The organism is Gemmatimonadales bacterium (assembly GCA_035502185.1).
Taxonomy (GTDB): Bacteria; Gemmatimonadota; Gemmatimonadetes; order Gemmatimonadales; family JACORV01; genus Fen-1245.
Map to the genome: position 1 here is coordinate 1 of DATJUT010000055.1, position 11,372 is coordinate 11,372.

An 11,372-nucleotide genomic window follows, 5' to 3' on the forward strand; every position below is an offset into this window, starting at 1 on the left:
CCGTGGTCGCGGCCCTGACGGTCTACGGCATCCTGGTGCTGTACTCCGCCGGGCAGACCGACGTCCCGACGGCGGCGGCGCACCTCTGGAGCCGACAGCTCGTCTGGCTGGCGATGGCCCTCGTCGGGGCGGTGCTCGTGACGCGCGTCTCGCCCCGACTGCTCGAGTGGGCGGCGCCGGCCTGCTACGCGATCGGCCTGCTCGTGCTGCTCGTCACGCTGGCGATCGGGACGGGCGGCGGCACGGCGGCGTCGTCCCGGTCCTGGATCACCGTCGGCGGCGTCCGGCTGGGACAGCCCTCGGAGCTGGTCAAGCTCACCGTCATCCTGATGCTGGCGCGCTACCTCGCGGCCCGGCGCGACCCGCCGAATTCCATGCGCGAGCTGGTGTTGCCGTGTCTCATCGCCGGCGTGCCGGCGGGCCTGGTGGTGCTCCAGCCCGACCTGGGCAGCGCCATCGTCTTCGGCGGCATCCTCTTCGCCATGCTCTACTGGGCCGGCGTGCGCATCCCCCTGCTCGTGCTGCTCGCCTCCCCGATCGCATCGCTCTTCCTCGCCTTCTCCATTCCGACCTGGGCCGGCTGGACGGCGCTCTTGTGCCTGCTGCTGCTCATCTGGCGGCCGTACGTCTGGGAAGGGCTCGCCGTGCTCGGGGCGAACCTCCTCACCGGCAACCTCGCCCGCCCGCTGTGGAAGCACCTCGCGCCCTACCAGCAGCACCGGTTCATCTCGTTCCTGAACCCCGATGCCGACCCGCGGGCGACTGGCTGGCACATCATCCAGTCGAAGATCGCCATCGGGTCCGGCGGATGGCTCGGCAAGGGCTTCACCCTGGGCACCCAGAAGCGGCTGGCCTTCCTCCCCGCCCAGCCCACGGACTTCATCTTCTCCGTGGTGGGAGAGGAGCTGGGCTTCATCGGCGTCCTCGTCGCCCTGTGGCTCTTCTTCGCCCTGCTGGCGATGCTGATCCGCGCCGCACGCCGCAGCCCCGACCCGTTCGGCGGAATGGTGGCGTTCGGCGTGGCCGGGCTCTTCTTCACCCACATCTTCGAGAACGTCGGCATGACCGCGAACGTGATGCCGATCACAGGTATTCCCCTGCCGTTCTTCAGCTACGGGGGCTCGTTCCTGCTCGCGTGCTTCCTGGCCATCGGGCTGGCGATGCGGGTGGCGAGGGAGGGGCAGGAGCTCGGCTATCATGGTCTGTGACAATGGGTTAGCCGAGGTGTCTGGCGTTCCAGGGCCTTCGCTCCCAAATTGAGCCGTCCCGAAGGGCCTCGGCGCCCCAAGCCCCCCTCACTCATGGCTCCTTCGTCCATGGCCTGGTTCCGCAAAGATCGACGTCCCCGCACGTCGCAGCGCGAACGGCTGGAGATCCCGGCCGACGTCTGGGACAAGTGCGAGGAATGCGGCCACGTGGACGTCCGGGAGAAGTTCGAACGAGGGTTCGGTGTGTGCCCCAACTGCGGGCACCACCGGCGCATCGAGGCGGCCCAGTACATCGCCCTGCTGACCGACGAGGGAAGCTGGCGACCGCTCGACATGGACCTCCGCTCCGTGGACGCCCTCACCTTCGAAGCCTACGAGGACCGGCTGGCGGCGGCCCTGAAGAAGGCCGGCCCGGAGGACGCCGTCCGCACCGGGACGGCTACCCTCGAGGGGGAGCCGATCTACCTCGCGGTCATGGACTTCAAGTTCATGGGCGGCTCGATGGGGTCCGTCGTCGGCGAGAAGATCGTGCGGCTGGGCCGGCGGGCTCTGGAGGCGCGGGGACCCCTGATCATCGTGACGGCCTCCGGGGGCGCGCGGATGCAGGAGGGCGTGCTGTCGCTGATGCAGCTGGCGAAGACGTCGGTGGTCATCGCGCAGCTGCGGGAGCAGGGGATCCCGTTCGTCTCCGTGCTCACCGATCCCACCACCGGCGGCGTATCGGCGTCGTACGCGTTTCAGGGCGACGTCATCATCGCCGAGCCGGGCGCGGTCATCGGGTTCGCCGGCGCGCGGGTGATCAAGCAGACCATCGGCCAGGACCTGCCGGAGGGATTCCAGACGGCCGAGTTCCTCGTGGAGCACGGGATGATCGACGCCGTGGTGCCGCGGGCCCGGCTCGGCCCGACGTGCGCGCAGCTGCTGCGCCTGCTGCTCAGCCAGGAAGCCCTGGTCGGGGAGCGCGTCAGCTGACGATCCGTTCGTACGACGAAGCCTGCCGGTTTCTGTTTCCCAGGACGACCAATGGCATCAAGTGGGGCCTCGAGCGGACCGAGGCCCTTTTGGCAGGTCTGGGCCACCCGGAGCGGCACTTCGCCTCGATCCACGTGGCCGGGACGAACGGCAAGGGCTCCACGGCGACGATGCTGGCGGAGGTGCTCCTGGCGGCGGGCCATCGGGTCGGGCTGTACACCTCGCCGCACCTGGTCACGTTCCGGGAGCGCGTCGCGGTGGACCGGGTGGCCATCTCCGAGGAGGCGGTCACGATGTGGGCCGCGCGGCTGGAGGAGCCCGCGCGCCGGCTGGACGCGACCTTCTTCGAGGTGTCCACGGCATTGGCCTTCGCCGACTTCGCTGCGCGCGGGGTGGAGATCGCGGTGGTGGAGGTGGGCCTCGGCGGGCGGCTCGACGCCACCAACGTCATCCTGCCTGCGGCCTGCGGCGTGACCCGGATCGCGCTCGAGCACACGGAGTACCTCGGCAGCGACCTCGCGAGCATCGCCCGGGAGAAGGCCGGCATCGCGAAGCCGGGGGTCCCGTTCGTGACCACGGAGGCCGATCCGGCGATCGCGGACGTCCTGCTGGCCGAGGCGCGCTCGCGCGGGGCGCGGGCGGAGCGGTGCGACCCCGGCGCGTGCCTCGCGAACGTGGCGGTGTTTCCCGGCGGCGTGCGCTTCGACGCCGAGACGCCGGGCGGCCGGCGCCCGGGCGTCTCGCTCGGGATGGCGGGCGGCTACCAGAGCGCCAACGCGCTGCTCGCGATCCGGCTCGTCGAGCTGGTGGGTGCCGACTGGGCGGTGGACGAGGCCGCGCTGCGCGCCGGGCTCGCCGCCGCGCGGGTCCCGGGGCGCTTCGACCGCCGCGGCCGCTGGATCTTCGACGTCGCCCACAACCCTGACGGGGTTCGGGCGCTGGTCGCCGCGCTCGCGGTCGCGGCGCCGCCGCGGCCGCTGGTGGCGGTGGTCGCGGTGCTGCGCGACAAGGCCTGGAAGGAGATGCTGCGGTCGCTGGGCGCCGCGGTGGACCGCCTGGTGGTGACCTGCGCGCCCAGCGCGCCGGCCGAGCGCGGCTGGGACCTCGGCGAGGTGGAGGCGTGGGCGCGGGCGGAGCGGCTGCCGCTGCTGGCGCAGCCCGACTTCGATCTCGCCCTCGGCCTGTCGGTCGGCGACGCGGCGACGGTGCTCGTCACCGGCTCGTTTCACACGGTCGGCGACGCGATGCGTCGCTTGCCCGGCGCTCCGCCGCTCGGCTAGATTTTCTCATGCCACCGAGTGCCTTGCCGGGGTTTCGCGACGTGTTTCCCGACGCCCTGGCGCGGCGCCGGCGCATCTTCACGGCGTGGCGCGACGTGGCGGCACGGTACGGCTTCGAGGAGTACGACGGGCCGCCGCTCGAGCCCGTGGAGCTGTACACCAGGAAGAGCGGCGACGAGATCGTCGAGCAGCTGTACCGCTTCACTGACAAGGGCGACCGGGACGTCGCGCTGCGGCCGGAGATGACGCCGACCCTGGCGCGCATGGTGGCCCAGCGCGCGGCCCAGCTCAAGAAGCCCATCCGCTGGTTCTCGATCCCGCAGCTGTTCCGCTACGAGCGCCAGCAGCGCGGCCGGCTGCGGGAGCACTTCCAGCTGAACATGGACATCATCGGCGAGGCCGGGCCGCTGGCCGACGCGGAGGTGATCGCGGCGGCGCTGGACATCGTCCGGGCGCTCGGCTTCGGCCCCGGCGAGGTGCGGGCCCGGCTGTCGGACCGCCGCATCCTCACCGACGCCCTGGTGAACGACGTCGGCCTGGCCGCGGGGGACGTCGCCGGCGTGCTGTCGGCGATCGACAAGCTGGAGCGGAACCCGGACGCGGTCGCCGGCTGGATGGGCGAGCGGGGCCTGCCCGGCGCGGCGGCCGAGCGGCTGACCGCCTTCGTGGGCGGTCTCGCGGCGCCGGAGCGCCTGCTCGAGCGCGAGGCGGCCGCGCCGCTCCGGGAGTGCCTTCAGGCGCTCGGGGCGATGGGGTTGGCGGCGTTCGTGGACGTGGACTTCCGGATCGTGCGCGGGCTCGCCTACTACACCGGGGTCGTCTTCGAGCTGTTCGACGCCCGGCGCTCGCTGCGGGCCATCTGCGGCGGCGGGCGCTACGACGACCTGCTCAAGCAGGTGGGCGGCGTGGACCTGCCGTGCGTGGGCTTCGGGATGGGCGACGTGGTACTGGGCGAGCTGCTGGGCGAGCGCGACGGGTCGCCGAGGGCGGAGCCGTCGGTGGCGGTGTTCGTGGCGGCGGTCGGCGACGACGACCGGCCCGCCGCCCTGGGCCTCGCGCACGCGCTGCGCGAGCGCGGCCTGGCCGTCGAGTTCGCGCTCAAGAAGCAGGCGGTGGGCAAGCAGCTGGAGCTGGCGGCGGCGCGGGGCGCGCGCTTCGCGGTGGTCATCGGCCCCACGGAGCGGGCGGCCGGCGAGGCGGTCGTGCGCCGGCTCGAGTCCGGCACGGAGCAGCGGGTGGCGCTCACTCAACTGGCGAAGGACTATGCGTTCTAGGATCGCGTTCCTCACGGCGGCGCTCGCGCTGGCGGGCTGTGCCGTCGAGCACGGCAACCAGCCGGAGCAGCGGCCCGGCGCCGGGGCGGATCAGGCCGCCGCCACGCCGGGTGCCGCGCCGGGGCCGATGCACACGGTGTTCGCGCGGCTGCGCGACACGGTCGCGCTCGGCGTCGAGCGCATCAGCCTCAGCATCCTGCTCGCGCCCGAGATGGACCGTTCCGCGCAGCGCAAGGCGCTCGAGGACGTGCTCGACGCGCAGCGGATGCAGGACAGTGCCCTCGCCGCCATCCGCGTGCTGGGCTTCAACCCGCCGACCGCGGCGCACAGCGCCCACCCCGCGGGGCTGGCGATGATCCCGTTCGTGATCCTCGAGTGGGTGCCCCCCGGCGGCTGGAACGCGGTGAGCGCCGCCAATGCGCGCGGGCCTCACGCCACGGACGTGGAGTTCATGGCGGATCTGCCGGTGCATCACCGGGCGCCCGGCGCCGGGACGGCGCGGTGAGCCAGGAACAGGGCATCACCCCGCGGGCCCAGGACTTCAGCGCGTGGTACAACGACGCCGTGATGCGTGCCGAGCTGGCCGACTACTCGCCGGTCCGGGGCTGCATGGTGATCCGTCCCAACGGCTACGCCATCTGGGAGCTGATGCAGGGCGCACTCGACGCGATGTTCAAGGAGACCGGGCACCGCAACGCCTACTTCCCCCTGTTCATCCCGCAGTCGTTCCTGGAGAAGGAAGCGGAGCACGTCGAGGGCTTCGCGCCCGAGGTCGCGGTGGTGACCCGGGCGGGCGGCAAGGAGCTGGAGGAGCCGTTGGTGGTCCGGCCCACGTCCGAGACGATCATCTACGACTCGTTCGCGAAGTGGATCCACTCGTACCGGGACCTGCCGCTGCTCATCAACCAGTGGGCGAACATCGTGCGCTGGGAGATGCGGACGCGGCTGTTCCTGCGGACCACCGAGTTCCTGTGGCAGGAGGGGCACACCGCGCACGTGGACGAGGCCGACGCGGAGCGGGAGGCGCGCCGGATGCTGGGGGTGTACCGGCGCTTCGCCGAGGACTGGATGGCGATGCCGGTGATCACGGGCGCCAAGACCGACACCGAGAAGTTCGCCGGGGCCGTGCGCACCTACGCCGTGGAAGCGCTGATGCAGGACAACAAGTCCATCCAGGCCGGGACCTCGCATCACCTGGGGCAGAACTTCGCGCGTGCATTCGGCGTCCAGTACCAGACCGCCCAGGGCGGGCTCGACTACGTGTGGAACACGTCGTGGGGGGTCTCCACCCGCCTCATCGGCGGGCTGGTGATGACGCACGGCGACGACGTCGGCATCGTGTGCCCGCCGCGGCTCGCGCCGGTGCAGGTGGTGATCGTGCCGATCTACAAGTCCGACGCGGAGCGGAGCGCCGTGGGCGCGGTGGCCGACCAGGCAGCGGGCGCGCTGCGGTCGGCGGGCCTGCGGGTGGAGCTGGACGCGCGCGAGGGCATGAAGCCGGGAGCGAAGTACTACGAGTGGGAGGGCAGGGGCGTCCCGCTCCGCCTCGAGATCGGGCCGAAGGACGTGGCCAAGGGCCAGGTGTTCGCCGCACGCCGCACCGGCGGCAAGGCCCCCATCGCGCTGGCCGGCCTGGCGGACGCGGTGCGCGGCGCGCTGGACGAGATCCAGGCGGCCCTGTACGCCGCCGCGCGCGCGCGGCGCGAGGCCAGCACCCGCCGCAACGTGTCGAAGGACGAGCTGGTGGCGATGATGTCCGGTCCCGGAGGGTTCGCCTACGGCGGCTTCTGCGGGAGCGTCGCGTGCGAGACGGCCATCAAGGAGGCCACCAAGGCGACGGTGCGGGTGTTGCCCGACGAGGAATTCCGCTCGCCGGCGCCGCCGGCGAAGTGCGTGTGGTGCGGCGCGCCGTCGGTGGTGGAGGCGGTGTGGGCGAGGGCCTACTGACGGCGACCGCGGCGGCGACCCGACGGCTTCCGGCGCCGCCGGGCGGAGCGGGGGCGTGAGCGCGACGCAGCGGGTGCTGATCCTCGATCTCGGGGCGCAATACACCCAGCTCATCGCGCGACGCGTGCGCGAGGCGCACGTGTACTGCGAGATCCACCCGCCCGGCCAGGACGCCGCGTGGATCCGCGCCTTCGCCCCCGTCGGCGTGATCCTCTCGGGCGGTCCCAGCTCCGTCTACGACGCCGACGCTCCCACCGTGGATCCGGCGCTGCTCGACCTGGGGGTGCCGGTGCTCGGCATCTGCTACGGGATGCAGCTGCTGGCGCAGCTCGCCGGGGGCGAGGTGCGCCGGGCGGGCGAGCGCGAGTACGGGCGGGCCGAGATCGAGGTCCTGAAGGGCGAGGGCCTGTTCGAGGGCTTCGCCACCGGCTCGCGCACCCCGGTGTGGATGTCGCACGGCGACCGCGTGGACGTGCCGCCGGCGGGCTGGGAGGTGCTGGCGCGCAGCGCCAACACCCCGGTCGCCGCGTTCCGGCACTGCGACCGGCCGCTCGTCGGGGTGCAGTTCCATCCCGAGGTCGCACATACGCGCCGCGGCGCCGAGATCCTCCAGAACTTCCTGTTCCGCATCTGCCGCGCCACGCCGGACTGGACGCCCGGTCACTTCGTGGAGCGCACGGTGCGCGAGGTGGCCGAGCGCGTGGGCCGGGGCCGGGCCATCTGCGGCCTCTCGGGGGGCGTGGACTCGGCGGTGGCGGCGGCGCTGGTGCAGCGAGCCATCGGCCGTCGCCTGACGTGCATCCTGGTGGACCACGGCCTGCTCCGGCGCGGGGAGCGCGAGCAGGTCGAGCGCACCTTCCGGGGGGAGCTGGACTCGGACCTCCGGGTCGTCGACGCGTCGCAGCGCTTCCTCGGCCAGCTGGCAGGCGTCGCCGAGCCGGAGGAGAAGCGGCGCCGCATCGGCCACACGTTCATCGACGTGTTCGAGGAGGCGGCGCGCGAGGTCGGGAGCGATGTGGGGTTCCTCGTGCAGGGCACGCTGTACCCCGACGTCATCGAGTCGGTCTCGCCGCGGGGCGGCCCCTCGGCCACGATCAAGACGCACCATAACGTGGGCGGCCTCAGGCCGAACCTGCCGTTCGCCCTGATCGAGCCGCTGCGCGAGCTGTTCAAGGACGAGGTGCGCGAGGTCGGCCGCGAGCTGGGACTGCCGGAGGAGATCGTGCGGCGGCACCCGTTCCCCGGACCCGGGCTCGCCGTGCGGATCCTGGGTCCGGTGGACGCGGCGCGGGTCGCCACGCTCCAGCACGCCGACGCCATCTTCCTGGAGGAGATTCGCGCCGCGGGCCTGTACGACGACATCTGGCAGGCGTTCGCCGTGCTGCTGCCGGTGCGCAGCGTGGGCGTGATGGGCGACTTCCGCACCTACGCCGACGTCGTCGCCCTGCGCGCGGTCACCAGCCAGGACGGGATGACCGCGGACTGGTACCAGTTTCCGCACGAGGTGCTGGGGGGAATCGCGACCCGCATCATCAACGAGGTGCAAGGCGTCAATCGGGTGGTGTACGACGTGAGTTCGAAGCCGCCAGCGACCATCGAGTGGGAGTGAGACCAGAGGCAAGACGGCGAAGTTGCCAGGAGGAAGTGGTTACCAGTTGGGAAGTCGCAAGAGGCCAGACCAGTGGCCAGTACTGACAACTCGTCTGCAATCCGCTCGCTCGTGACCGGGAACCACTTCAGTCCTTGCCGTCTGGCAACTGATCCGGAGTCTACAGTCCCTTCTCTTCCACCAGCTGCAGGAATTCCGCCGGTGTCTTGATCGACGCCAGCCGTGCGGGCACGTCCGCCTCCTTGGCGAACTGCGCGATCCGTCCCAGGACGGGCAGGTACTGATTGGACACCTCGAGCGGCGGCGCGACGATCAGGAAGAAGAACTGCGCGGGCTTCTCGTCGATGGACTTGTACTCGACGCCCTCGATCCGCCGGCCGAAGGCCAGCCGCAGGTGGTTCACCACCAGCGACCGGCAGTGGGGAATGGCGATGCCGCGGCCGATGCCCGTCGAGCCGAGGTTCTCCCGGCGCTTGAGCATCTTGTAGAGCATCCCTTCCGCCTTCTCGTCGAGCCCGAGGAGCTTGATCAGCTCCTTGAGCACGTCGTCCTTGCCGCGGGCGGCGAGCGACAGGTTGATCGCGTCGTCGCGGAGGAATTCGCGTAGCAGCATGTCCAAAAGGTATCGGGTGGCGTGGAGACGGTCAAACGCGCCGTTGCCTCCTCCGGAACGGCCGCGTAGCTTGCGGCGCTATGGATTTCCCGTTCCCCGTCGCGGCGCGGGTGCCGCTGTTCCTGGCCCCGATGGCCGGCGTCTCGGAGGCGCCGTTCCGGCGGCTGTGCCGCCGGTTCGGGGCGGACGTCGTGGTGTCCGAGTTCCTCTCGTCCGAGGGGCTGCGGCGCGGCAGCGAGCGCACGCTGCGGATGGCCGCGTTCGAGGCCGGCGAGCGTCCGATCGGCATCCAGATCTTCGGCGCCGAGCCGGCGGCGATGGCCGAGGCGGCCAGGCTGGTGACCGAGGCGTTCGCACCGGAGTACGTGGACATCAACTTCGGCTGCCCGGTGAAGAAGGTGGTGAAGCGGAACGGCGGCTCGGGCTGCCTGAAGGACCTCGACCTGGTGCAGCGCATCATCCGTGCGGTCGTGGCCGCGACGCCGCTTCCGGTGACGGTGAAGATCCGCTCGGGCTGGGACGAGTCGCAGCGCGACCCGGTCGGCATCGCGCGGCGGTGCGAGGACGCCGGCGCCCGGATGCTCACCCTGCACGCCCGCACCCGCACCCAGATGTTCGGGGGCTCGGCGCAGTGGGACGAGATCTCGGCCGTGGTCGCGGCGCTTCGCATCCCGGTGATCGGCAACGGCGACGTGAATGCGGCCGACGACGTCGTGCGGATGCACCGGCAGACGGGGTGCGCCGGCGTGATGATCGCCCGCGGGTCGTTCGGCAACCCGTGGATCTTCCGGGACGCGCGCGCCCTGCTCGACGGGCGTCCCGTGCCGGCGCCGCCGGCGGCCGAGGAGCGGTTCCAGGTCGCGCTCGAGCACGCGCGCCTCGCCCTGGCGCTGGAAGGCGACACGCCGAAGGCGGTGCTGGAGTTCCGCAAGCACCTCGGCTGGTACGCCCGCGGCCTGCCGGGCGCGGCCGCGCTGCGCGAGCGGCTGCATCGGGTCGGGACCCTCGCCGAGGTGGAGCGGATCTTCTCCGAGTACCTGGCGGGCGGCGCCGTCCTCGTTCCGGCGTGAGCGGCCTCGCCCTGTGGGTGTTCGGGATGGCGCTGGGCGCCGCGGGCGGGTGGGCCGCGGCCGTGGCGGTGTTCGAGCGGCGTTCCCGGCCCGGGGATCCGGGTCCGACGACCGGTTCCGGGTCGGCGCTGCGGGCGGCGGACGCCTCCACCGGCCTGCCGGCCGACGCCAAGCTCGATCACCTGGCCCGCGTGCTCGCCGACCGCGCGTCGGAGCAGGTCGGCCTGCCGTGCGTGGTCGTGATGCGGGACGCGGACGGCGGCCCGATCGCCATCGTGGCGGTGTCCTCGGGATGTGATCCGCGGCTCATCGGCTATCCGGTGGACCCCGACTCCTCGGCAGGGCGGGCGATCACCGATGCCACGCCCACGGTCGCGCTGGCGCACGAGACCGTGATGCAGACCGGCCCGCGCGACCGGCGCCGCCCGCTCAGGGGCGGGGTCGCGGTGCCGCTCCGGTTCGGGTCGCGGGTGGACGGCGCGGTGCTCGCGCTGGGCGAGCCGCCGATGACGCCGACCACCGTGGTGGAGGAGCTGGAGAAGCTGGCGCGCCGCTTCTCCCCGGTCCTGGGGCCGGCGCACGCGGTGGCGATCGCGGAGCGGCAGGCGGAGACCGACGAGCTGACGGGCCTGGCGAACCGGCGGGCGCTCAAGCGGGCGATGGCCACCGCGGATGCGGGCCGCTCGGCGCTGGTCCTGCTCGACCTGGACTTCTTCAAGCGCATCAACGACACGCTGGGGCATCCGGCCGGCGACGCCGCCCTCAAGCACTTCGCGAGCCTGCTCAAGACCGCGCTCCGGGGCGCCGACGTGGCGGCGCGCATCGGGGGCGAGGAGTTCGCGGTGTGGCTGCCCGGCGCGGACCTGGCGCTCGGGATGGAGGTGGCGGAACGGCTGCGGTCGCTGCTGGCGCAGCGGCCGTTCCGTTACCAGGGGGCGGACCACACCCTGACGCTGTCGTGCGGCGTGTCCGCCTCGCCGGTGCCCATCCCCAGCCCCGAGAATCTGATGTCCACGGCCGACCGCGCGCTCTACCGCGCCAAGAACCAGGGGCGCGACCGGGTCGTGGCGACCACCGGGTAGCCCGGCTAGATTTCAGTGTTCGCCCGGGGGCGACAGGATTCGACGGGTATCGTGGGGCGGTGGCAGCGTGCCGAGGTTCCTGGATCCTCGCTAAACCTCTGGGAACTGTTCAAATGCCAACGCGAACCTTGCGATGGCCGCGTAAGGCTTAACCGCCTTATGCACCTGCCCGAGATGGAGCCCGCCTGAGGCGACGCTCGGGTATCGAAAAGTCAGGCTGGTCGTGCGTGGCGCCTCGGCGCGCGCGGCGAGATGTCACCGGGGCGGGGCCGTGGGCAGGTTGCTCGTGAACCGGCTGGCGGCCGCGGCATGAATCG

General features: G+C 72.2%; 10 protein-coding genes and 1 other RNA gene. 10 read left to right on the top strand and 1 reads right to left on the bottom strand.

Annotated elements, in window-relative coordinates; all coding sequences use genetic code 11:
* The 7 genes from rodA to guaA form a co-directional block, all read left to right on the top strand.
* A partial coding sequence (gene rodA / locus VMF70_07295; GenBank protein ID HTT67815.1) for a rod shape-determining protein RodA occupies window positions 1-1,208 on the top strand: 1,208 nt, incomplete at its 5' end.
* Window positions 1,209-1,316: 108 nt separating this feature from the next.
* Window positions 1,317-2,180 carry an acetyl-CoA carboxylase, carboxyltransferase subunit beta gene (gene accD / locus VMF70_07300; protein ID HTT67816.1) on the top strand — a complete coding sequence of 288 codons (864 nt, stop codon included), beginning with the start codon at window positions 1,317-1,319 and terminating at the stop codon, window positions 2,178-2,180.
* Window positions 2,117-3,460: a Mur ligase family protein gene (locus VMF70_07305; protein ID HTT67817.1), complete on the top strand. Its 1,344-nt coding sequence runs from the start codon at window positions 2,117-2,119 to the stop codon at window positions 3,458-3,460. The genes accD and VMF70_07305 overlap by 64 nt, the downstream gene beginning before the upstream one ends.
* A gap of 8 nt (window positions 3,461-3,468) precedes the next feature.
* Window positions 3,469-4,734 carry a histidine--tRNA ligase gene (gene hisS / locus VMF70_07310; protein HTT67818.1) on the top strand — a complete coding sequence of 422 codons (1,266 nt, stop codon included), beginning with the start codon at window positions 3,469-3,471 and terminating at the stop codon, window positions 4,732-4,734.
* A complete protein-coding gene (locus tag VMF70_07315) occupies window positions 4,724-5,239 on the top strand; it encodes a hypothetical protein (protein HTT67819.1) in 516 nt (171 codons plus the stop codon). Before hisS ends, VMF70_07315 begins: the two co-directional genes overlap by 11 nt.
* Window positions 5,236-6,681, top strand: a complete 1,446-nt coding sequence (gene proS, locus VMF70_07320) for a proline--tRNA ligase (GenBank protein ID HTT67820.1) — start codon at window positions 5,236-5,238, stop codon at window positions 6,679-6,681. The genes VMF70_07315 and proS overlap by 4 nt, the downstream gene beginning before the upstream one ends.
* 55 nt (window positions 6,682-6,736) lie before the next feature.
* The gene (gene guaA, locus VMF70_07325) at window positions 6,737-8,290 is read left to right on the top strand and encodes a glutamine-hydrolyzing GMP synthase (GenBank protein HTT67821.1); all 1,554 of its coding nucleotides are present in this window, start codon (window positions 6,737-6,739) and stop codon (window positions 8,288-8,290) included.
* Between the two features lie 160 nt (window positions 8,291-8,450).
* On the opposite strand, the gene VMF70_07330 is transcribed toward guaA, so the two are convergent.
* Window positions 8,451-8,903: a PTS sugar transporter subunit IIA gene (locus VMF70_07330; protein ID HTT67822.1), complete on the bottom strand. Its 453-nt coding sequence runs from the start codon at window positions 8,901-8,903 to the stop codon at window positions 8,451-8,453.
* A gap of 80 nt (window positions 8,904-8,983) precedes the next feature.
* On the opposite strand from VMF70_07330, the gene dusB reads away from it, so the two are divergent.
* From dusB to ssrA, 3 genes are all read left to right on the top strand, one after another.
* On the top strand, window positions 8,984-9,973 hold the full coding sequence (dusB, locus tag VMF70_07335; GenBank protein HTT67823.1) for a tRNA dihydrouridine synthase DusB: 990 nt from the start codon (window positions 8,984-8,986) through the stop codon (window positions 9,971-9,973).
* A complete protein-coding gene (locus VMF70_07340) occupies window positions 9,970-11,055 on the top strand; it encodes a GGDEF domain-containing protein (GenBank protein HTT67824.1) in 1,086 nt (361 codons plus the stop codon). The genes dusB and VMF70_07340 overlap by 4 nt, the downstream gene beginning before the upstream one ends.
* A 25-nt stretch (window positions 11,056-11,080) precedes the next feature.
* Window positions 11,081-11,372: a transfer-messenger RNA gene (gene ssrA / locus VMF70_07345) on the top strand; the annotation flags it as partial.

Excerpts from the sequence above, each read along its gene's own strand:
- accD (HTT67816.1), top strand. The coding sequence starts at position 1,317 with ATGGCCTGGTTCCGCAAAGATCGACGTCCCCGCACGTCGCAGCGCGAA.
- hisS (HTT67818.1), top strand. The coding sequence starts at position 3,469 with ATGCCACCGAGTGCCTTGCCGGGGTTTCGCGACGTGTTTCCCGACGCC.
- VMF70_07315 (HTT67819.1), top strand. The coding sequence starts at position 4,724 with ATGCGTTCTAGGATCGCGTTCCTCACGGCGGCGCTCGCGCTGGCGGGC.
- VMF70_07330 (HTT67822.1), bottom strand. The coding sequence starts at position 8,903 with ATGCTGCTACGCGAATTCCTCCGCGACGACGCGATCAACCTGTCGCTC.
- dusB (HTT67823.1), top strand. The coding sequence starts at position 8,984 with ATGGATTTCCCGTTCCCCGTCGCGGCGCGGGTGCCGCTGTTCCTGGCC.